At 52.6% G+C, this 20,375-nt stretch carries 23 protein-coding genes; 6 read left to right on the plus strand and 17 right to left on the minus strand.

What is annotated here, in order from left to right; genetic code table 11:
- Positions 1-143: 143 nt before the first annotated feature.
- From Q8W24_RS00005 to Q8W24_RS00025, 5 genes are all read right to left on the minus strand, one after another.
- Positions 144-800, minus strand: coding sequence for an MHYT domain-containing protein (locus tag Q8W24_RS00005; RefSeq protein WP_305413719.1), 657 nt, complete (start codon positions 798-800; stop codon positions 144-146).
- A 677-nt stretch (positions 801-1,477) separates the two neighbouring features.
- A complete protein-coding gene (locus Q8W24_RS00010; protein ID WP_305474004.1) occupies positions 1,478-3,523 on the minus strand; it encodes an NADPH-dependent 2,4-dienoyl-CoA reductase in 2,046 nt (681 codons plus the stop codon).
- Positions 3,524-3,839: 316 nt separating this feature from the next.
- Positions 3,840-3,974 carry a hypothetical protein gene (locus Q8W24_RS00015; protein WP_370693287.1) on the minus strand — a complete coding sequence of 45 codons (135 nt, stop codon included), beginning with the start codon at positions 3,972-3,974 and terminating at the stop codon, positions 3,840-3,842.
- A gap of 215 nt (positions 3,975-4,189) precedes the next feature.
- Positions 4,190-4,798, minus strand: a complete 609-nt coding sequence (locus Q8W24_RS00020) for a TMEM165/GDT1 family protein (protein ID WP_303434617.1) — start codon at positions 4,796-4,798, stop codon at positions 4,190-4,192.
- Positions 4,799-5,048: 250 nt separating this feature from the next.
- A complete protein-coding gene (locus Q8W24_RS00025; protein WP_305474005.1) occupies positions 5,049-5,306 on the minus strand; it encodes a helix-turn-helix domain-containing protein in 258 nt (85 codons plus the stop codon).
- Positions 5,307-5,568: 262 nt separating this feature from the next.
- Here Q8W24_RS00025 and Q8W24_RS00030 point away from each other — a divergent pair, with 262 nt between their 5' ends.
- Entirely contained in the window at positions 5,569-6,117 is a 549-nt protein-coding gene (locus Q8W24_RS00030) for a YaeQ family protein (RefSeq protein ID WP_305413723.1), read from the plus strand.
- 33 nt (positions 6,118-6,150) lie between these two features.
- On the opposite strand, the gene Q8W24_RS00035 is transcribed toward Q8W24_RS00030, so the two are convergent.
- A complete protein-coding gene (locus Q8W24_RS00035) occupies positions 6,151-7,407 on the minus strand; it encodes a permease (protein WP_305474006.1) in 1,257 nt (418 codons plus the stop codon).
- Positions 7,408-7,420: 13 nt separating this feature from the next.
- Here Q8W24_RS00035 and Q8W24_RS00040 point away from each other — a divergent pair, with 13 nt between their 5' ends.
- Positions 7,421-7,651, plus strand: coding sequence for a hypothetical protein (locus tag Q8W24_RS00040; protein ID WP_305474007.1), 231 nt, complete (start codon positions 7,421-7,423; stop codon positions 7,649-7,651).
- 6 nt (positions 7,652-7,657) lie between these two features.
- On the opposite strand, the gene purT is transcribed toward Q8W24_RS00040, so the two are convergent.
- From purT to Q8W24_RS00055, 3 genes are all read right to left on the minus strand, one after another.
- The gene (gene purT, locus Q8W24_RS00045) at positions 7,658-8,881 is read right to left on the minus strand and encodes a formate-dependent phosphoribosylglycinamide formyltransferase (protein ID WP_305474008.1); all 1,224 of its coding nucleotides are present in this window, start codon (positions 8,879-8,881) and stop codon (positions 7,658-7,660) included.
- A 136-nt stretch (positions 8,882-9,017) separates the two neighbouring features.
- On the minus strand, positions 9,018-9,248 hold the full coding sequence (locus Q8W24_RS00050; protein WP_305474009.1) for a DUF1289 domain-containing protein: 231 nt from the start codon (positions 9,246-9,248) through the stop codon (positions 9,018-9,020).
- 72 nt (positions 9,249-9,320) lie between these two features.
- Positions 9,321-9,932, minus strand: a complete 612-nt coding sequence (locus tag Q8W24_RS00055) for a CoA pyrophosphatase (protein ID WP_303434623.1) — start codon at positions 9,930-9,932, stop codon at positions 9,321-9,323.
- A 355-nt stretch (positions 9,933-10,287) separates the two neighbouring features.
- Between Q8W24_RS00055 and Q8W24_RS00060 the strand changes: the two genes are divergently transcribed.
- Positions 10,288-10,836 carry an NUDIX hydrolase gene (locus tag Q8W24_RS00060; protein WP_303434624.1) on the plus strand — a complete coding sequence of 183 codons (549 nt, stop codon included), beginning with the start codon at positions 10,288-10,290 and terminating at the stop codon, positions 10,834-10,836.
- 21 nt (positions 10,837-10,857) lie between these two features.
- On the opposite strand, the gene Q8W24_RS00065 is transcribed toward Q8W24_RS00060, so the two are convergent.
- Both Q8W24_RS00065 and Q8W24_RS00070 read right to left on the minus strand, forming a co-directional pair.
- Positions 10,858-11,181: an NGG1p interacting factor NIF3 gene (locus tag Q8W24_RS00065; protein ID WP_303434625.1), complete on the minus strand. Its 324-nt coding sequence runs from the start codon at positions 11,179-11,181 to the stop codon at positions 10,858-10,860.
- Positions 11,182-11,204: 23 nt separating this feature from the next.
- The gene (locus Q8W24_RS00070; RefSeq protein WP_305413731.1) at positions 11,205-11,459 is read right to left on the minus strand and encodes a YkgJ family cysteine cluster protein; all 255 of its coding nucleotides are present in this window, start codon (positions 11,457-11,459) and stop codon (positions 11,205-11,207) included.
- Positions 11,460-11,734: 275 nt separating this feature from the next.
- On the opposite strand from Q8W24_RS00070, the gene Q8W24_RS00075 reads away from it, so the two are divergent.
- Entirely contained in the window at positions 11,735-12,304 is a 570-nt protein-coding gene (locus Q8W24_RS00075) for a hypothetical protein (RefSeq protein ID WP_305451345.1), read from the plus strand.
- A gap of 56 nt (positions 12,305-12,360) precedes the next feature.
- Positions 12,361-12,513 (plus strand): cell developmental protein SirA, encoded by a 153-nt coding sequence (locus Q8W24_RS00080; protein WP_303434628.1) that lies wholly within the window; start codon positions 12,361-12,363, stop codon positions 12,511-12,513.
- Positions 12,514-12,537: 24 nt separating this feature from the next.
- Here the strand turns inward: Q8W24_RS00080 and pap are convergent, their stop codons facing one another.
- Together pap and Q8W24_RS00090 are read right to left on the minus strand one after the other, a co-directional pair.
- Positions 12,538-14,046, minus strand: coding sequence for a polyphosphate:AMP phosphotransferase (gene pap, locus Q8W24_RS00085; RefSeq protein ID WP_303434629.1), 1,509 nt, complete (start codon positions 14,044-14,046; stop codon positions 12,538-12,540).
- A gap of 286 nt (positions 14,047-14,332) precedes the next feature.
- On the minus strand, positions 14,333-14,977 hold the full coding sequence (locus Q8W24_RS00090; RefSeq protein ID WP_305474166.1) for a Bax inhibitor-1/YccA family protein: 645 nt from the start codon (positions 14,975-14,977) through the stop codon (positions 14,333-14,335).
- Between the two features lie 187 nt (positions 14,978-15,164).
- On the opposite strand from Q8W24_RS00090, the gene nhaR reads away from it, so the two are divergent.
- Positions 15,165-16,073 carry a transcriptional activator NhaR gene (gene nhaR, locus Q8W24_RS00095; RefSeq protein ID WP_303434630.1) on the plus strand — a complete coding sequence of 303 codons (909 nt, stop codon included), beginning with the start codon at positions 15,165-15,167 and terminating at the stop codon, positions 16,071-16,073.
- A 21-nt stretch (positions 16,074-16,094) separates the two neighbouring features.
- Here nhaR and Q8W24_RS00100 read toward each other — a convergent pair whose 3' ends face one another.
- The 4 genes from Q8W24_RS00100 to yajC all read right to left on the minus strand — a co-directional run bounded on the left by Q8W24_RS00100 (position 16,095) and on the right by yajC (position 20,254).
- Entirely contained in the window at positions 16,095-16,928 is an 834-nt protein-coding gene (locus tag Q8W24_RS00100) for a 23S rRNA (adenine(2030)-N(6))-methyltransferase RlmJ (protein WP_305413733.1), read from the minus strand.
- A 122-nt stretch (positions 16,929-17,050) separates the two neighbouring features.
- The gene (gene secF, locus Q8W24_RS00105; RefSeq protein ID WP_305474011.1) at positions 17,051-17,965 is read right to left on the minus strand and encodes a protein translocase subunit SecF; all 915 of its coding nucleotides are present in this window, start codon (positions 17,963-17,965) and stop codon (positions 17,051-17,053) included.
- Positions 17,965-19,824, minus strand: coding sequence for a protein translocase subunit SecD (gene secD, locus Q8W24_RS00110; RefSeq protein WP_303434633.1), 1,860 nt, complete (start codon positions 19,822-19,824; stop codon positions 17,965-17,967). Before secD ends, secF begins: the two co-directional genes overlap by 1 nt.
- 73 nt (positions 19,825-19,897) lie before the next feature.
- Positions 19,898-20,254 carry a preprotein translocase subunit YajC gene (yajC, locus tag Q8W24_RS00115; protein ID WP_303434634.1) on the minus strand — a complete coding sequence of 119 codons (357 nt, stop codon included), beginning with the start codon at positions 20,252-20,254 and terminating at the stop codon, positions 19,898-19,900.
- Between the last annotated feature and the right edge of the window lie 121 nt (positions 20,255-20,375).

The raw sequence follows: 20,375 nt of genomic DNA on the forward strand, positions 1-20,375 counted from the left end.
AGAGAGGAAGAGAGGAAGAGAGGAAGAGAGGAAGAGAGGAAGAGAGGAAGAGAGGAAGAGAGGAAGAGAGGAAGAGAACAGAAAAGCACTCACCGTGCACACCACCAGCATGCACGGTAAATATATCCATAAGCCGAGGAAAATTACGCCACCCGACGCTCTTGCTTCTGCAAACTATCCATGGTGCCGACCAGCAACGCCAACAACATCGCCACCACAACAACAGCGATCAATACCGCCAACACACCAGGGTTCAGCGTCGCCTGATACTTCAAGAGTGACAATTCACTCGCAGGGGTCGCAATATAACTGATGTGCATCGCCGCCATACCGGTGTAGTGCATGCCACAGACAGCCACCGCCATAATGATGGAACTGATGCTTCTCATCATAAAGGTATGGATATTAAACGACAGCCAGAATGCGCAAATCGCAGCCCCAACCGCAATCAGAACCGAGGCACCCACCAAGGCAGGGTCATAAATCATGTCACCTGGCATAACCATCGCTTCCATACCGGTGTAATGCATTGAAGCGACACCCAACCCGGTAACCAACCCGGCACCCAGCAATCGAGGCAAACTGTCCGGATTACGCCCGACAATAAGCAACCCCAGACCAACAACAACAACAGCCAATAGCAGGGATACCAGCGTCATACCCAGCTCATACCCATAATTGGCATCGGTGTCGAAAGCCAACATGCCAACAAAATGCATCGCCCAAACACCACCACCACCCAAAGCAAGAGCCGCTCCCACCACCCAGAACAGCACGCTTTCCTTTTGTGATGTAATCATGCCCTGCACAAGTCTTAATGCTGTATATGATCCCAATACAGAAATGCAGAACGAGAGCAAAACCATTGCCCAGTTGTATTCAGAAGCCATTAATATCACCTCAAAAGCAGATACGCGTACGCATTTTCCAGCGCACACTGATCCCATATAAAAATGTGGAAAAACACAGCCAAACCATCCTCTGGCCGCATTTAAATTGATAGAATTATCATCAATGAATAACTTCTGCATAAAGTCTGAACAAGGAGTACAAACAAGCAAAAGATCATAATCATCTGATGGATAGCTGGCAATATAGTCTATTTTTGATACAAATCAACTTCAATGACGTGAAATATCCGCAAAATCCAAGAGTTTTCTATTGACTTTATTGTAAATTAACAAAACGTTACAGATAATTAACAAATAATGGCTTACAATAATTAGTTAAAAATAAAACCTATACAAAAACAATACATGATGAGAAACCATCAATAATCCACAACAACAACAGGAATGCATTAAACCAACCTGGTTAAAAATCATTTAATAAGTGTTATATCAATATAAAAATCAATCATTCCGAAAAACAGAAAACCAATCGGCCGCCCACGACAACATCCGAATAAACAATAACGCTGTGAAATGGCACGCTTCGGCTACCCCAAGCGAGCCGTGCAGGATTAAATAGATATCCCCTAAAGCGAAGCCGCCAGAATACTCGCCGTACGGATTGCCCGCTTGGCATCCAGCTCACCGGCAAACTCAGCCCCGCCCACCAGATGAACACCGCAGGAACCATCCACCAACAGGGCTTGCAAATCATGGTAAAGCTGATTCACCGATTCCTGCCCGGTACACACCACAACATGATCCACTTCCAACACACATTCTTCGGTCTCCTCTCCCTTCACAATGCGGATATGCAACCCCTGATCGTCAATACGGTCGTACTGCACCCCGGCAATCATTTCGACCTGCTTCATTTTCATCGTCGCCCGGTGTACCCAGCCCGTGGTTTTGTTCAGTCCCTTGCCCAGCGCGGATGACTTGCGTTGCAGCAGGTAGACCTGACGCGGTGACACTTCAACATCAGGAGTCACCAGACCACCCCGCACCTGACTGCGAACATCCACTCCCCACTCCGAGCGCCAGTGTTCGGCATTTAATGTCGTTGACTCTCCTTCCTGAGTCAGATATTCAGCCACATCAAAACCAATTCCCCCGGCTCCCATAATGGCCACCCGAGCGCCAACTGTTACTGCATTACTCAACAACTGCTGGTACGTCATCACACTGGCATGGTCGATACCATCAACCTGAGGCAGACGAGGTTCAACACCAGTGGCCACCACCACTTCATCAAAACCGGACTGACGTAACCCGTCGGCACTGACACGTGTCGAAAGACGCAAATCAATGCCCAGTTTGGTAATCATGGTCTGGTAATAACGAATGGTTTCCTGAAATTCTTCTTTACCCGGAATACGCGATGCCAGATTAAACTGCCCGCCGATAAAGTCCCGCCCTTCAAACAGCGTTACTTGATGGCCACGCTGGGCCGCCACCACCGCACACGCCAATCCCGCCGGGCCGGCCCCAACAACCGCCACCCGCTTCACCGTCGTGGCAAGTTGCCAAACCAGTTCCGTTTCATGACAAGCCCGTGGATTCACCAAACAGCTGGCGCGTTTATTGGCAAAGGTATGATCCAGACACGCCTGATTACAGGCAATACAGGTATTGATCTCATCTTCACGGCCCTGCTCGGCTTTAATAACCCATTCCGGGTCCGCCAGAAACGGTCGCGCCATGGCCACCATATCCGCCTGACCTTGCGCCACAATGGCCTCTGCCGTGGCTGGCATATTGATACGGTTGGACGCCACCACCGGAATCGATACCGCCTGCTTGACCTGCGCAGTCGCCTCGACAAAAGCCCCCCGAGGCACCGACGTTACAATGGTCGGTACCCGGGCTTCATGCCAGCCAATCCCGGTATTAAGCAGGTTCACCCCTGCTTTCTCCAACTCGAGAGCCAATTCGATAATCTCTTCTGCAGTAGAGCCACCATCCACCAGATCCAGCATCGACAGCCGGAACATCACAATAAAATGGTCCCCGGCCTGCGCCCGGATTTCACGGATCACTTCCAGCGCAAAGCGCATGCGGTTGTGATAACTACCGCCCCACTCATCCGTACGCTGGTTGGTACGCTGATTCAGCATCTGGGTAATAAAATAACCTTCCGACCCCATCACTTCGACGCCGTCATAACCCGCTTGCTGAGCCAGACTGGCCGCCCGACCAAAGTGTTTGATCGTGGTACGGATCTGGCTGGCGCTCAGTTCACGCGGTTTAAAAGGAGTAATCGGCGACTGAATGGCACTGGGAGCCACACTGAATGGCGTATAGCCATAACGCCCGGCATGGAGGATTTGCATCAGAATCTTGCCATTATGCCGATGCACCGCCGCCGTTACCTTGCGGTGAAACGGCACCTGCCAGGAACTGATCAACTTGGAACCAAACGGCAACAAATCACCCGCCCGGTTAGGAGCAAAACCACCGGTCACAATCAGCCCAACGCCGCCTTTGGCCCGCTCTTCAAAATACGCTGCCAACTCAGAGAAGTGCCAGGGCCGGTCTTCCAGACCCGTGTGCATGGACCCCATCACTACCCGGTTTTTAAGTTGTGTAAAACCAAGATCAAGGGGCTGAAAAAGATGAGGATAGCGGCTCATGGATGCATGCTCTGATTATTATCGTTACCTTCAGTGTAGTGGCTGGCAGCCAGCAAACAATAACCAGACAGAGCAAATAAGAAACCCAATGGAACATTAATCTCTTAATACCAATAGACTTATGACATCAAGCAGGTGGCCATCATCATCAGGGGTTAGATGGAGGAATTATGAGGTTATGCAGAGCCACCCACTCTCAGCATATTCAGTTCGGTGGCTTTTTGAGCTTCGTAACGCCCCAGCTCCAGGACGCAGGCGACGATGTCAACCCATTGTTATTGCTTGGATTGGTCGTCGGACAACTGGTTACTGTCGATCAGGGCAATGGGGCGCTGAAACAATCCGCCAGTTGGCAGTGATACACCAGATCAGAGAGGCTTTCGGCCAGTTCGGTGTCGATATAGCTGTCGTGCGGCAGGGCCAGTAAGTCGGTATCCAGCGCTTGCAACACCGGCTCCGGGGTAATAAAGCATAAAGTCCAGCGCCACGGCGTGGTTTTCCATGGCGCTGCGGAAGAAGCGGTCGTGGGGATTATGTGGTTTGTGGGGAGGCCCGGTCATGGGCGCAGGCCGACTCGGATGTGCAGATGCGCGCAAGTATAGCGGATATCGGGTTGCGCTCACCCATCGGGTACCACGCCGAGCGCAGGAGCTGCTTACGTTTCCCCTAACGAACCAGAACCCACAGCCCCGCCACAATAAAGAAAATGGCCGTCACATAACGAACAGTATTCATTGGCAACCGCTGCAACAAGGCCTGACCAAACCAAATCACAGGCACATTGGCGATCAACATACCCAGTGTGGTTCCGAGTGTCACCGGTAAGGGTTGTTGCCATTCCGCTGCGAGTAATACCGTCGCGATCTGGGTTTTATCCCCCAGCTCTGCCAGCGAAAACAGTATCAGCGTAGCAACAAATGCACCCAGGGCCAGAAAGCGGGATTCATCTTCATCGTCTTTGTCGGGTACCAGAATCCACAATCCCATCACCACAAAACTGCCAGACAACAGACCGTCGACCCAGCCATTGCTTAGCCATATTGCCAGGCCGTCCCCCAGCCAACTCCCAAACCAGGCCGACAAGCCATGATTTACCAGAGTCGCCAGAATAATCGCCAGTACAATGGCCCATTTATTACGGAATTTGAGTGTCAGAAACAGCGTCAGCAGTTGGGTTTTATCGCCGATTTCAGCCAGTGCAACCGCGACAGAAGAGGATAAAAAAGCCGAGGAAAACAGCTCGGAAAAGAAAAACGACTCAGGCGTTGTGATCATCTAACGTTACCGGGCGGCAAGACACCAAAGACAAATCCTGGCAGCCACCCATGGAACCAGTATTCGTCTCAGGTCTTGTCCAGCACAGTGTACTTCCGGTGCCATGAGCATGAGGCTCAAGTATGTTGACACAGGATACGAACGTGATTGTTTGTAACAAACAACTAACGCCCGTCAGACTACTCCCCCAAGAGAGGGCTGCAATCTAACGCGGAAGGCCGATATTGTCAAAAATATGGGCGAGTCCGGCTTAGTAGCCCATGGTGCGGGATGCACGCTGGCGAGAGTGCTCTGGCTCTGGCAACGCATTAACAAACATATCTATGCAATCGAGGGTTTTCAGTACCGCCAGCAAGTTGGATAAGCTGACACTGTCGGTGCCGCCTTCCAGTCGTTTGATCGTCGAACGGCTGACCCTTGCTTCACGCGCTAATTGCTCCTGACTGAGGTTGATCATCAACCTGGCTGCCCGCACCCGCACACCCACTTCGGCCAACAGGTCCGGCATATCCAACTCTTGAAAGTTCATAACAAAACGCGCCCTTAATCTCTGTAATGCCCTGGCTCACCGCCCATGGCAATCACGGTTAAATACAGCCGAATACATCAGGAAACCAGCAGGTTTCTCTGTTCGTCTGTCTGATTCATATAATGTAGGTATAGCTGAAACCTGAAGATTCTCCAGAAAATCGCAGAGCGCAGTACAAATCGTGCTATTGAACAAACGCCAAGGTAAACTCACGGCCCGATATTCAGCTGCTGGAACCTCCATGGCCATCAAGGCAACCATTTGTAAAATCGAGCTGGCTGTATCCGATATGGATCGCCACCATTATCAGACGTACAACCTGACCGTGGCGCAGCACCCTTCTGAGACACTGACCCGTTTAATGACCCGCATTGCGGTATTTGCTTTGAATGCCAGCGATACGCTGGAATTTACCCGTGGACTCAGCACTGATGACGAACCGGAACTGTGGGAAAAAGACTACAGTGATCAAACCCTGCTCTGGATTGAATTGGGACAGCCAGACGAAAAACGCATCCGTAAAGCCTGCCAGAAAGCCCAGCAAGTGCGTATTTATGAATACCATGGTCGTACCGCTCTGCCCTGGTGGGACAGCCTCAAAAATAGCTGCGCCCGCTTTGACAACCTCAGCGTTTACAACCTCGATGCCGATGCTATCGCACAACTGACTTCACTCTACGACCGCACCATGCGCCTGCAAGCCAGTATCCAGGACGCTACTCTGTGGCTCGGTAACGACCAGGGCAGTATCGAAATACAACCACAGCGATTACATCCGCACGATAGCTGACTGGCCAGCGCATCGCGGGAATGGATGTCCCCACTAGCTACCAACGCTGTTCATCAACCAGCCGATCAACAGTACCTGCGGCACCGTGATCAACGGCAAAAACAGCGCGATCTTCCAGCTCCGTGTCGTGTCTTTAAGCGACATGATCTCGGTGTAATCCGTTGCAGCACCCGCCATCAGAAAGGTAAAACTGTTACCTGGTGCTGCAGCACGTGTCACCAGATCGGCAGCGATTGGGCTGGAGCCTTCCGAGCACACTTCAATCACGGTGGCCGCCAGCAAGGTCATAAACATCCCGGCAGCCGTTGCGCCAAACCAGGTATTAAAGCTTTCTTCCGGCACAAAGGCCCGCACCAGCGCAACCAGCACCACGCCCAGAAATACCCAGCGCAACACCGACCGCGATTCTTTTAATCCTTGCCAGAACATGGCTGCCAGGCCTGGCAAGCTCCAGTCTTCATCGCGCCAGACCTGCTTCAATATGGCTTTGGCATTTACTGGCTGTGGCTCTTGATGGTGGGGATTGGCAGGTAACACCCCCTTCACGACCAGCCGATCAAATATCAGCCCGCTGATCCAGGCAATCACTAACGACGCGGCGATAAAGATTAATGTCCACTGCAGGCCGATCAGGCCAACCAGAATGAGCGTCAGGGTTAATGAGTTCCATGGGCTGGCAATCAAAAATGCCATTACCTGACCAATACTGGCGCCGCGCTCATACAACTTCATACCAATCATCAAAATGCCGTGATTACAGAGATCGAGCATCAGCCCGGCCAGAGTGGCGCGAAAAATACCCTGCTGCGTCCCCGCCTGTCCCAGTACCGACATCACCAGCTCACGCGGAATCCGCCCGAGCAGACCAACAAAGACAGATGCCGAAATAATCCCCCACCACATGGCGTTGACCATTTCGAACGAGGTGTGCATCAGGGTGGATACCCAGATTAATCCGACATCGCCCAGTGACAACCAGCCCAGATAACCGGCAACGACAAACAGGCCGCTGCCCCACAAGACCCAGTCAAACGAGGCACTCGGGGCACAACAATCGGCGCCATCAGTCGATTCATCACCGCCGCCACAACAACTGGAAGATGTGGCCCTGGCCGCTGTTGCAGCCGCCGCAGGTACAAACACAACAGGGCCAGCCGCCACTGCCGGGGCACCACCACAGCAACTGCCTGCCGATACGGCAGCAGGTTCGGTATTGGCTATACCCGATTCACTTAAACAAGATGACTTGCTACTGTCACTGCTACCGCAACAGCGCCCGGATTCACTCATTGTCGACTCCACCATGCCATATATTCAAATGACTATTATTCGCAGCCTGTATAGTGCCGAAAAAGTTAGCCTGAACACAATACTTTCGTCGGGGATACAGCAAGGGAATGGATTTGAACAGAACATACAAGTTCCGCCAGAGCAGCGGCAAATCGATAATTGCCGCGGTGCTTTGATTCTGATGTGGCTGGCCACTGGCCAGCCACCAACAACCAACAACCAACAACCAACAACCAACAACTGACAATAACTACAAACTGACCACGACCGCATCAGCGCTGCGTTTGGCCTTGTTGCGAGCTTGTTCCTCTGACTCAGCCCGAGCCAACGCCACACCGAGACGTCGCTTGCCCTGTACTTCCGGTTTGCCAAACAGACGCAGCTGGGTATCGGCTTCCATCATGGCGGTAAACAGGTTGCCGTATTGCATCGTACCTGACTGCCCCTCCACCAGCACTACTGCTGATGCCGACGGCCCGAACTGGCGAATCGACGGAATCGGCAATCCGAGAATCGCCCGAGCGTGCAAGGCAAACTCTGACAGGTCTTGTGAAATCAGCGTTACCAGCCCGGTATCGTGTGGGCGTGGTGAGACCTCACTGAAAATCACCTCGTCACCTTTCACAAACAATTCAACGCCATACAGCCCCCAACCACCCAGCTCACTGGTCACCGTGGTCGCAATGGCTTGCGCCTGTTGTAACGCGGCAGCGGTCATTTGCTGTGGCTGCCAGGATTCCTGATAGTCGCCGTCTTGCTGGCGATGCCCAATCGGCTCACAGAAACTGGTCAATGTACCGCCTGTACCATCACTATGACGGATAGTTAACAAGGTGATTTCAAAGTCAAAATCGACAAAGCCTTCAACAATCACCTTGCCCTGCCCGGCACGCCCACCTTCCTGGGCATAACGCCAGGCCGCAGCCAGCTCGTCGGCCGTGCGGACAAAACTTTGTCCTTTACCTGAGGAGCTCATGATGGGCTTGATCAGACAGGGTAAACCGATCGTTTCCACCGCGGCGTAAAATTCACTTTCTGAGGCAGCAAAACGATAACTTGATGTGGGCACTCCCAAGGTTTCTGCCGCCAGACAACGGATACCTTCCCGGTTCATGGTCAGCTGGGTTGCCCGCGCCGTCGGCACTACGTGAAAACCTTCGCTTTCCAGTTCGGCCAGGGTTGCCGTTGCAATGGCTTCGATTTCCGGCACGATCAGAGCCGGTTGCTCCTGCTGGATCACCGCACGCAAGGCCTGACCATCAAGCATATTGATCACATGACAGCGATCTGCAACCTGCATCGCCGGCGCATTGGCGTAACGATCAACGGCAATCACTTCACAACCCAGGCGCTGCAGTTCAATCACCACTTCCTTGCCGAGCTCGCCCGAGCCACACAACAGCACCCGGGTTGCTGTCGCAGAAAAAGGAGTACCGATAACCGGTGGATTCAGGGCAGCAGTCACATCAGACATAATCAGATTCTCTAGCAGATTATCAGGCAAACAGGCCAGCAAGAGAGCTGCCACAGCAGCCGTCACTCATGGCAATAAAAAACAAACCAAACAACAATGAATAAAATCGACACATCAGGTGCCGTATGCAAAAGACTCAGGAAGGGGGCGTGATAACAAATACGTTGCCGGATGCTTGCTCTCGCTGTCGACACAGGGCCAGCACATCACGCTTTTCAGGATTGGTCATTCGTCCCCAGTGACTGATTTCCAGTCCGGTACGATAACAGCCCTGACAAATGTCCTGGTTATCCAGCACACACACGTGCACACAAGGGGATTTGACCGGTAAATCAGTTCCGGCAGATGGCGTCGTATCCGTAGACAAGTACGGCCTCCAGCAGCAGTCAGCAAAACGTGAATGCTACCTGCTGGGCCAGATCAGAACAAGACGATTGAATTACACGTCTTCAGGATCTTCTGCGGTGGCGGGCGCCACGCTCCCCAAAGCGATGTTCGAGGAGAAATAACGATTCATCATTTCAGCGGTGATATAGGCCGTCAGCCCCCAGATCTGGAAACGCTCATACATCCAGGTAGGCATACGGATCCCTTCACGATGAAAATAATCAGAGGGCGGTTGATTAAAAAAGGTCAGCGGCACATGGAACAAGCAATCCAGCTCACGAGGGTCGGCTGTCAATGCCACATCATGTGGGATAACGGCCAATACCGGTGTCACCAGAAAGCCGAACTTGGAGACTACCTGATCCAGTATACCCACCACTTTGACATGCTCTGGAGCCAGCCCGACTTCTTCGTGAGCTTCACGCAGTGCCGTCGCGATCAGATCAGTATCTACCTCATCCCGTTTGCCTCCAGGAAAAGCCACTTCACCCTGATGGGTTGGCATGCCCTGTGCACGACGGGTTAATAATAATGATGGCTGATGGGGGTGATCGGTAACAGCAACCAGAACCGCTGCTTCACGCAGACCGGCACGGGAGAAGTGTCGGGGTTCATGGTCCTGCCACTCCTGGGATAATCGTAAAAAAAGGTCGTATTGATTCATGTTTAACAGTTTAGTAGGGCGATCTTGTAATCGCCAAAAAAAGAGCCAGAAATTATTCCAGCACCGGACAACCGGCTAAAGCAGATTATATGCCAAAACATTCCCTATGATGAGTAAATATAGTCATTTTTTAAAAAATCAACTAGACGTCAGTCCAAACCGATGGGCACCTGATCACTCAGTATCCCGCTCCTTTACTGCGGCAGAGATACCGGGCAGAGATACCAGACAACCACCGCAGCGGGATGCGCGGTTTCCGCAGCCGGGCAGGAATGAACAAGGTATACTCATGACAAGTGTCTGATTGACCGGCCAGACCATCACCAGAGCATCGGCAAATCACAATGAGGACGGGATGAAATACTGCAGCGAGTGCGCCAATATCATCGAGCGACGCATCCCCGAAGGGGACAACCATGAACGCGATGTATGCAGCGTTTGCGATACCATATTCTACAGCAACCCCCGGATTGTCGCTGGCACATTACCTGTGTATCAAGGCAAGATTTTGCTCTGCAAACGCGCTATTGAACCCCGGTTGGGCTACTGGACCTTGCCCGGTGGTTTTATGGAAAACGACGAAGGTACCGAGCAGGCAGCCTTGCGGGAAACCTGGGAAGAAGCCTACGCCAAGGTCAATATCACGTCGCTGTTCAGCATGATTTCCGTCACCCATATCAGTCAGGTGCATCTGTTTTTTCTGGCAGATTTACCTACGCCCGAGTTTTCATCCGGCCCGGAAAGTCTGGAAGTTGCCCTGTTCGCTCCCGAAGATATTCCCTGGCAGTCGCTGGCATTCGCTACCGTCGAACAGACATTACGACGCTATCTCGACAATCCACATCCAGCTCAACCACACATTTTCAATATCAGCCGCAACCGGCTGAGCAGCGAGCCGGAGTAATCCGGCACCTTGGCGCAAGAATCAGGGTAATTCAGACTCATCCACCAGCCTGACCAGATCAAATGCCGGCTCTTCGTACGGGTGTGCCAGCCGCAAGGCTGCCAGCACCGCCCGGACAGAATCGTCGGCAGAGACCAGTTCAACCCGGTATTCATCAACCCGGGTCAGCTGCCCGGACTGGCCGAGATAAGGGTTAGCCGCAGTGGACGGACAAAATTGCCCGGTTCCCAGCACTTGCCAGCAACATTGGCTGTATTCCCCCAACTGGCCACCACCAGCGGCAAAGACCGCTTGCTTCACCGATGCCAGATGGCTGACTGGCACGTAAAACCCCACTTTGTACATATACTTCTCCTGTCGGTTTCAACTCAGCTATCGGTCAGTTGCTCCAACCCCGTCAAGATGATGAGTGCCTGTTCACGGCTGTCGCCACAAAAATCGGCTTCCGCCTGAAACTGCTCGCACACCTGCGGCCGTTCCGGTGAAGCAAAGATACGACAGAGATTATCATCTGCCAGCTGAATACAACGTTCCCCTGCCCGTTTGCCATCAGGCATACCGGGGATCGGCGCACTGATCGACGGTGCGATACAGCAAGCTCCACAACCAAGTCGACATTCCAAATACCATGCTCCTATCAACAACGATCAACAATCAAACCAACACATTACCAGGCCACTCAACCAGGCCACTCAACCAGGCCACTCAACCAGGCCACGCAAGCTCATACCATCCGGAAACGATACGCCACACTGACTCCCATACCAGAAGTCGAGGCAATTCACACAACGCAACAAAGCGCGGCAGCAACACCCGGCATGGCCGTTTCATACCCTTGCCATCCAGCGCCCTGTGGTTTAGCCTTCCGGCACTATTTATGTATCCAGGACGTCAATCCATGAAGGCTATTGCTTTTCGCCCGGTTTGTACGCTAGCGCTGCTGGCTTCCAGTCAACTGGCCTTTGCAGCAGACAGCAGTAAGGACGACCACACCAACTTTCGGGTTGGTCTGGCAGCCACTACGCTGGATATTGATCCTGGGGCGGATTACTTCACGGATGCTGGCGATACAGGCATGTCGCTGTTTGCTGAATACCCCCAGTCGGATCACACCGCCACACGTTTTTTAGTCTACCGCATACATCAGGATGGCAAGGATGTTACCGGCTTTGAGACCCAATTAATGTGGGGGTGGGGTTTGTCCCAACCCGGCTTTCGTCTTTATACCGGCCCGGCCTGGCACCGTGAAAAGATTGCCTTGCAGGGTAACAACGGCCGCCGAACCGGTGTATTTAATGGTTGGGGCTGGCAAATCGGTACCGGCTATCAGCTCGGGGCTGTCACGCTCGATATTGCCGGTACTTTCCGTGACGACCAGGATTATCGCAACCAGAATCGACGCACAGGCGCTTCCGGGCAACGCCCGAACGTCTGGCTGACCAGTGCCCTGATCAGCTATCGCTTTTAATTCAGATCCGTTTACTTGAAGCGCTTGACCCCAGGCGCTTGCCATTTGGGAATGTTATGACCAACCCTGTCACCGTCCGCTATATGTCCCGCTCCGAAATTGAAAGCCTGATGTACAGCCTGACGGCTGATTCCGATAATGAGCAGGCCCAGTTGTTTGAGGCCATTACTCGCCGGTTACTGGAAATTCTGGAGTCAGAGAATCGCTAGCGAGCCTCTGATTCCATCCAATACTTACTCTTTGCCTTTGCCTTTGACACCCAGTCGCTGTTCCAGCTGCTGACACAGTATTTTCAGTGCCTTGATTCTGGCAAAACGTTTGCTGTTGGCTTCAATCAGGTGCCATGGTGCAACCTCGGTACTGGTGCGCTCCACCATATCATTTACTGCCTGCTCATAATCAACCCAGCGCTCCCGGTTACGGTAGTCTTCGTCAGTAATCTTGTGACGCTTGTAGCTGATGGTTTCGCGTTCCTTGAAACGCTTGAGCTGTTCGTCCGCATCGATATGCAGCCAGAATTTCACCACGACCGTTCCGTGCTCAACCAGCTGTGATTCAAAATCATTGATCTCACTGTAGGCCCGCAACCATTCAGATCGGCTGGCCAGGCCCTCTACCCGTTCAACCAGTACTCGCCCATACCAGCTGCGATCGTACATGGTTACTCGTCCATCACGGGGAATATGACGCCAGAATCGCCAGAGATAATGATGGGCATTTTCTTCATCCGTTGGAGCCGCAATCGGTATGATCTGATAATTACGGGCATCCAGCGCGGGGACAATACGGCGAATCAGACCGCCCTTGCCTGCGGCATCCCATCCTTCCAGCACAATCACCATGGAGACCTGCTGCTCATAGGCTCGCCGTGCCAGTAACGACAACTTGCCTTGCCAGTGCTCCAGCTTCTGACGATAGGTGCTTTTGTCGAGTGACTGATCCATATCCAGATTCCCCAGCAGGGTTTTCTGACGGTGAATCAGTGCCACAGTCTCGCTGTTTTCGTCGTCCTGGGCGGCATCGCTATGGGCATGTAACGTCAGATGCTGCTGTATCCGCTCCAGCAAATGGTTGGCCACCGTGATATCGCGATAGTTGGGGTCCGCGCTTTCAATCACCACCCAGGGGGCTTCGGCGGTGCTGGTCTGGCGCAGGGTATGTTCTGCCGTTGAGCGAAAGTCGTCATACAGGGCCAGGTGAAGCTTGTCTTTTTCAGTAACACGCCAGGCCGTTGCCGGGTCCGATGCCAGTTGCTGCAAGCGCAATTGCTGCTGGTCTTTCGACAAATGCAGCCAGAGCTTGATAACCAGTGCGCCATCCTCAACCAACATACGCTCAAAGATGCGAATGTGCGCCAGATAACCATCCAGCTCAATGTCGTTCAGAGTCTTGTCGACCCGCAAGGCAATCGGGTCGCTGTACCAGGAGCCGATATACAGCCCGATACGACCCTTCTGCGGCAGAGCCTGCCAGAAGCGCCAGTAATCCGGACGTTCGCGCTCATCCTGGGTTTTATCATCAAATGCCAGCGTGCGCAGATAACGAGGATCCAGCCATTCGTTCAGACGATTGACCAACACCCCCTTGCCGGCACCATCACTGCCGGAGACCAGCACAATAACCGGAAAATCGGCCTGGCTCAGTGTCCGCTGCATTTCCAGTAACTGGGTGCGTAATTCCGGAACCCGTTTATCAAATTCCTCACGAGACAGTGCCTGCCCCAGTTCTGCAACCTCAAACATAGTCTCTCCATTCCAGTGTCTATCGAGCGAATAGTGTGCGCGCAATCCAGGCAAGCACAATGTCTTATTTTTGCAGCATTCAGCAGAACTGCAATGATCAGCATCAGCAGCCGATAACGACGATGAACCCGGGTTGGCGCTGGTTACAGTGATATTTTCAGCGCGAAGAAATCATTACAAGGCAGAACAGAACGACCGCAGAACGAGACAGCCAGGCATAAAAAAGCCCCGGTTGGGCCAAATCCAACCGAGGCAATCTTCTTCCTGAGCACAGAAGACGTGAAGCTTATTCGTCAGAACCCAACACACCAAAGATTTGCAGCAGGCTGACGAACAAGTTGTACAAAGAGACATACAAAGAAACGGTTGCCATGATGTAGTTGGTTTCACCACCATGCAGAATATTACTGGTTTCGTAAGCAATCAGGCCGCTCATCAGAATGACAAACATTCCAGAGACCGCCAGTGACAAGGCCGGTAACTCAAACAGAAAAGCACCCAATGCCAGCACAAACGCCATGATAATACCGACCATCAGGGTTTTACCCCAACCGGACAGGTCTTTACCAGTCGACAGCACCCAGCCAGACATACCAAAGAAAATCAGACCGGTTGTACCCAGTGCACTCATGATAATGCCGCTACCACCAGGAATGCTGGCGTACATCGACAGAATAGGTCCCAGGGTGTAACCCATAAACCCGGTCAGGGCGAACACAGACAAGATACCGACCGCGCTTTCCTTGGTTTTGTGTACCAGGAACAGCAAACCAAAATAACCAGCCAGCGTCAGAATAAAGCCAGGGTGTGGCCAGCCCATCGACATGGAGGTACCCGCCACCGCCGCACTGAACAACAGCGTCATGGACAGCAGCATATAGGTATTACGCAGAACCTTGCGGCCAGCAGCCTGATCCTGAAAATCTTCCATCGGTACAGCGGTAGCGTCAGCTCGCGATGGTTTGGTGTAATAATCTGGACGACTCATACAGTTTCTCCTGATGAATACTAGTTAGAGCGTGTTTGGAGCGGTTTTCATTGTAGAAAGCATTGTACGGAGCAGCAATAAAAAATAATATTCGAATTATCTTTTACTCATTGCTCGGTTTTTTCGATCTATGCACCGCATAAACTACAAGCATTTACAGTACTTTCATAGTGTTGCGACGGAAGGCAGCATTCAGCTGGCAGCGATACGGCTGAGCGTCACTCCTCAAACCATCAGCGGCCAGTTAAAAATACTGGAAGATGACCTCGGCGTCGCCCTGTTTGCCAAGTCTGGCCGTGGCCTGGAATTGACCGACGCCGGTCGGGTGGCACTGGATTACAGCCGACAAATATTCCAGCTCGGGGATGAGTTACAAGAGGTGATGAATCTTGGCATCACCGAACGGCCTTCCGAATTTCGAGTGGGTATTGTCGATGCGTTACCCAAATCCATCGCTCACCGGCTGCTGAGCCCGGCCATGTTGTTGCCCGGCACCATGCGGATTGTCTGCCATGAAGAACAAATGTCGTCGCTATTGGGAGAATTGGCGGTACACCGGCTGGATTTGATATTGGCCGACAGCCCAATTCCTCCGGGTATGAACATCCGCTGCTTTAACCACCTGCTCGGTCGCAGCCGGCTAGCCTGCTTCGCCACCCCGGAGCTGGTACAACAGCAGCAAGGTAAACGGACTTTTCCCGATATGCTGAACGAAGCCCCGGTTCTGCTACCCACCGACACCGCTTCCGGCTTACGTACCGACCTGTTGAGCTGGTTTAACCATACCGGTATCGCCGTCAGAATTGCCGGAGAATTTGACGACTCGGCACTGTTAAAAGCCTTTGGTAGCCAGGGTCATGGCTACTTTTTTGCGCCCGATGTCATTCGCGAAGAAATTTGCGCCAAATACCAGGTGCGCTGCGTCGGCACAGTCAAAGAACTGATGCAGGAGTTTTATGCAATTTCAGCAGAACGCCGTATCAGTCATCAGGCGGTCGCTGCCATCACCCGGCAAACACCGCTCGGTGAAATCGGCTGAGATACCAGAATAATCAATACTCTACTCTGCTACCAGAACTTCCGCCCGCCAGTTTCCTGTCTCACCGCCCAGAGTGTGGGCCAGGCGTGGCAACAGCGCTTCCATCCGTGCTTTCAGAGTATAAGGCGGGTTGATCAGAATCATGCCGGACGCGGTCATGCCCCGCTCCTCGGTATCCGCCGCAATGCCCAGTTCAAACAACTGGATATTACGTATCCTCGAAGACTGGAATGCCCGTTCCAACTGGTCGATACGGTGCCGTTCCACAACCGGATACCACAACGCATAGGTTGCCGTTGCCATGCGGCGGTACGCTGCGACCAGGGTCTCAACCACAGTGTGATAATCGGTTTTGATTTCATACGGCGGGTCCATCAATACCAGACCGCGCTTGATATGGGTCGGTAACAGTGCGATCAACCCTGCGAATCCGTCTTCTCCCCGTACCTGAACACGGCGATCCCGTCGCATCATTTGTTCCAGAATAGCCAGATCCTGAGGATGTAGTTCATACAGGAATGCCCGGTCCTGCGGCCGTAAATAATGCTGCCCAAACCAGGGAGAACCCGGATAGACAGGTTCTTCTGCGGCTTGCTGGCACTGACCGACCGCGTCCAGATAAGCACCCAGCTCAGGCCAGTCGGCTGCCGCCAAGCGGCCAATTCCAGTGCGATATTCTTCATTTTTTATCGCTTCGACTGATTCCAGCAAATAAACACCAGCCGCTGCATGGGTATCGATATAAACAAACGGCTTGTCCTTGCGCTGCAGATACTCCAGCACTTCAACCTGAATCAGATGTTTGAGTACATCGGCAAAATTACCCGCATGAAACGAATGGCGATAACTGAGCATAAACACTCCGGTTGGTTAACAATCACTGCGTCCTGCTACGTTACAAGCAAACGCCATAGTCATAAAACAAGAATGCCGCGGCCTCCATAAGAAACCGCGGCATTTAGCAGATCAGACCCCGATCAAGGACGGTCGTCGACCTCTTCTTCTGTTTCCGGTGGAATCAGATCTTCACGGCTGAGTTTCATCAACACCAGAATATTCACCGCGACATAGATCGACGAATAAGTACCCACCAACACACCGATCATCAGTGCCAGGGCAAAGTTATGGATCAGCTCACCCCCGACTACCAGCAACGCCAGCAGTACCAATGCCGTCGTGATCGATGTCATCAGCGTCCGGTCCAGCGTCTGGTTCAGGGATTCGTTCATGATACCCAGAGCATCACTGCGGCGCAGAATGCGGAAATTTTCCCGAATCCGGTCAGCCACCACAATGGTATCGTTCAAGGAATAACCAATCACCGCCAGCACTGCTGCCAGTACCGTCAGGTCAAACTCCCACTGGAACAGCGAGAACAGCCCCAGAATGATCATCACATCATGGAACAGGGCAAATACTGCCCCCACCGAGAATTTGAACTGAAAGCGGGCCGCAACGTAAATCATTACAACCGTCAGAGCCAGCAGTAATGCCAGCCCGCCCTGATCACGCAATTCTTCACCGACATTAGCCCCCACAAACTCACTGCGCTTCAGGGTCAGGGAATTACCCTCTGCGGAAGCCTGCAGTATATCCAGCACCTCGTTACCGAGATTGTCCCGGAAGGCTTCTGACATCCGCACCAGAATGTCGGTCTCAGAACCAAAGTTCTGCACCGTCACACCACTGTAGCCGGCCTCATCCAGTGCCGCGGAAATATCATCCAGCGGCTGAGGCGTTGCATACTGGACTTCCAGCAAGGTACCGCCGGTAAAATCCAGGCCAAAGTTCAAGCCCTGTACTGCCAATGAACCAATCGATACCACCAGCAACAAGCTGGACAGCACCATGGCTCCCATACGCAAGCGCATAAAATCGAAGGATTTTTTCATCAGACCTTACCTCCGATAGACAGGGACTCAAGACGGCGGCCACCATAAATAGCGTTGGCCAGTGCCCGCGTCAGCATGATAGCGGTAAACATGGATGTGATGATCCCGAACGACAGGGTTACGGCAAAACCTTTCACCGGCCCGGTGCCTGCGGCAAACAGAATGACCGCCACAATCAGCGTGGTCAGGTTGGCATCAAGAATTGTTACAAAAGCCCGGTTATAGCCTTCATGAATGGCTTGCTGCGGTGATCGTCCAGCCCGTAATTCTTCACGAATACGAGAGAAAATCAGCACATTGGCATCCACCGCCATACCCACCGTCAAGACGATACCGGCAATCCCCGGCAAGGTCAGCGTCGCACCGACAATGCTCATCATGGCAATCAATACAACTACGTTTGCCATCAGCGCCACATTGGCAATCATGCCAAACGCCCGGTAGTACACCACCATCAGTACCAGCACCATAGCCAGGCCAAGAATGACCGAGTTAACACCCATCTCGATATTTTCTTTACCCAGGCTTGGGCCAACCGTGCGTTCTTCAACGAAGTACATCGGTGCCGCCAGTGCCCCTGCCCGTAACAGCAAGGCCAGTTCAGAGGCTTCGGCAGACTCCAGGCCGGTAATCCGGAAACTGGAACCCAGCGTGCTCTGAATGGTTGCCAGAGAAATAATTGATTTCTCGACCACCTGAATGGTTTTTGTCATTTCGACACCATCGACCATTTCATAACTGGTTTGTGGCTTGCGCTCAACAAACAGCACGGCCATACGACGCTTGATCGACTTGCGGGTCACCTGGGTCATGATCGCGCCACCCTTGGAGTCCAGGTCGATATTCACTTGCGGGAAGCCGTTTTCATCAAAGGATGACTGTGCATTGGTCACATGATCACCCGTGGCAATCACGGTCTTTTCCAAACGCGCAGTACGGAACTGATCCGTGCGGAACAAATATTCTTCTGTTGTAAACCGGTTGGCACCCGGATCGGCTTCAAGACGGAACTCCAGGTTGGCAGCCTTGCCAAGAATTTTCTTCGCTTCGGCAGTATCCTGAACACCCGGCAACTCCACCACAATACGGTTACGACCCTGACGTTGTACCAGTGGCTCGGCAACCCCCAGCTCATTCACCCGATTACGTAATGTGGTCAGGTTTTGCTTGAGGGCGTAATCTTCCATTTCCTTGATTTTCTGTTCGCTGATGGTCAGTTCCAGACCATACTGATCAGCAACTTTGATTTCTTCGCGCCAGAATTCCGGGTACTCACGAATCAGAAAGCTGTTTGCCTCATCCCGAACAGCGACATCCACAAACTGCAGTACCAGCTTGTCGCCATTCACCAGCACCCGGCGATACTTGATCCCCTCTTCGCGCAAACGGGTGCGTAATTCTTCACGATAATTTTTTACACGGCTCGCCAGGTAGTCATCCATGTCCACTTCCATCAGGAAATGCACACCACCACTCAGATCCAGCCCCAGTGTCATCGGGCCAGCCCCCAGCGACAGCAACCAGTCAGGGGTTGTCGGAGCCAGGTTCAGCGCCACGATATAGTCATCACCCAGTTCCCGTTGTACCAGGTCCTTGGCAGCCAACTGCTGACCCGAACTGCCAATCCGGAACAACGCACTGCTGCCATTCACTTCATCGCCCAGTACATCAACACTGTTGTCTGCCAGGATAGTACGGACTCGGGACATCAGGCTGGCGGACATTTCGGCACCGGCACGGGTAGGTGTGACCTGTACAGCCGGGTCCGGCGGATACAGGTTAGGTGCGGCATAAACCGCCGCAAGCGCCAATACCACCAGTATCAGCAAGTTTTTCCAGAGGGGATACTTATTGAGCATAATCTGCCCTTATGAAAACTCGATTCGGATGTGCCAGCAGTTGTAACACCACCACTGACAGCATCAGGAAAGATCAGCCCAAAACGTCTTTGATCGTGCCTTTTGGCAGCACCATGGTGACGGCTACTTTTTGTACCGGCAATTCAATGCCGTTCGCCACTTCCATGACCACAAAATCTTCTGTGACCTTGGTTACTTTACCCAGCATGCCACCAGCCATAACCACTTCATCGCCCTTGGTCAGGTTGGTAATCAGGTTTTTGTGTTCTTTCTGACGCTTGCTTTGTGGACGCCATAGCAAGAAGTAGAAAATCAGCAGGAAACCACCCAGGAACACCAGCTGACCAGTAATACCCATTGGTGCTTCCGCACCTTCTGCCATCGCAAACCCGGAAAAGGTCAACGCCATCACAGCAAACAAAGCTTTCATGAAATACATTCTCCAAAAACAACCGACGCTCCCAACAGGGTAAAGCGACATGATTTTTATGATGTGCGCAATTCCGGGCTGACAAATCCTGAGCCTGCGCATGAAGATACCCGCCAGTATC

It is taken from the genome of Oceanobacter sp. 4_MG-2023 (assembly GCF_030689165.1).
Classification (GTDB): domain Bacteria; phylum Pseudomonadota; class Gammaproteobacteria; order Pseudomonadales; family Oceanobacteraceae; genus Oceanobacter.

Bases quoted from the DNA above. Each gene is read 5' to 3' on its own strand.
- Q8W24_RS00065 (WP_303434625.1), bottom strand. From the start codon at position 11,181: ATGTACAAAGTGGGGTTTTACGTGCCAGTCAGCCATCTGGCATCGGTG.
- pap (WP_303434629.1), bottom strand. From the start codon at position 14,046: ATGTTTGAGGTTGCAGAACTGGGGCAGGCACTGTCTCGTGAGGAATTT.
- Q8W24_RS00005 (WP_305413719.1), bottom strand. From the start codon at position 800: ATGATTACATCACAAAAGGAAAGCGTGCTGTTCTGGGTGGTGGGAGCG.
- Q8W24_RS00030 (WP_305413723.1), top strand. From the start codon at position 5,569: ATGGCCATCAAGGCAACCATTTGTAAAATCGAGCTGGCTGTATCCGAT.
- Q8W24_RS00080 (WP_303434628.1), top strand. From the start codon at position 12,361: ATGACCAACCCTGTCACCGTCCGCTATATGTCCCGCTCCGAAATTGAA.
- Q8W24_RS00055 (WP_303434623.1), bottom strand. From the start codon at position 9,932: ATGAATCAATACGACCTTTTTTTACGATTATCCCAGGAGTGGCAGGAC.
- Q8W24_RS00075 (WP_305451345.1), top strand. From the start codon at position 11,735: ATGAAGGCTATTGCTTTTCGCCCGGTTTGTACGCTAGCGCTGCTGGCT.
- Q8W24_RS00010 (WP_305474004.1), bottom strand. From the start codon at position 3,523: ATGAGCCGCTATCCTCATCTTTTTCAGCCCCTTGATCTTGGTTTTACA.
- purT (WP_305474008.1), bottom strand. From the start codon at position 8,881: ATGTCTGATGTGACTGCTGCCCTGAATCCACCGGTTATCGGTACTCCT.
- Q8W24_RS00060 (WP_303434624.1), top strand. From the start codon at position 10,288: ATGAAATACTGCAGCGAGTGCGCCAATATCATCGAGCGACGCATCCCC.
- secF (WP_305474011.1), bottom strand. From the start codon at position 17,965: ATGAAAAAATCCTTCGATTTTATGCGCTTGCGTATGGGAGCCATGGTG.
- yajC (WP_303434634.1), bottom strand. From the start codon at position 20,254: ATGAAAGCTTTGTTTGCTGTGATGGCGTTGACCTTTTCCGGGTTTGCG.
- Q8W24_RS00025 (WP_305474005.1), bottom strand. From the start codon at position 5,306: ATGCCGGACCTGTTGGCCGAAGTGGGTGTGCGGGTGCGGGCAGCCAGG.
- Q8W24_RS00035 (WP_305474006.1), bottom strand. From the start codon at position 7,407: ATGAGTGAATCCGGGCGCTGTTGCGGTAGCAGTGACAGTAGCAAGTCA.
- nhaR (WP_303434630.1), top strand. From the start codon at position 15,165: ATGCACCGCATAAACTACAAGCATTTACAGTACTTTCATAGTGTTGCG.
- Q8W24_RS00100 (WP_305413733.1), bottom strand. From the start codon at position 16,928: ATGCTCAGTTATCGCCATTCGTTTCATGCGGGTAATTTTGCCGATGTA.
- Q8W24_RS00040 (WP_305474007.1), top strand. From the start codon at position 7,421: ATGCCATATATTCAAATGACTATTATTCGCAGCCTGTATAGTGCCGAA.
- Q8W24_RS00090 (WP_305474166.1), bottom strand. From the start codon at position 14,977: ATGGAAGATTTTCAGGATCAGGCTGCTGGCCGCAAGGTTCTGCGTAAT.
- secD (WP_303434633.1), bottom strand. From the start codon at position 19,824: ATGCTCAATAAGTATCCCCTCTGGAAAAACTTGCTGATACTGGTGGTA.
- Q8W24_RS00020 (WP_303434617.1), bottom strand. From the start codon at position 4,798: ATGATCACAACGCCTGAGTCGTTTTTCTTTTCCGAGCTGTTTTCCTCG.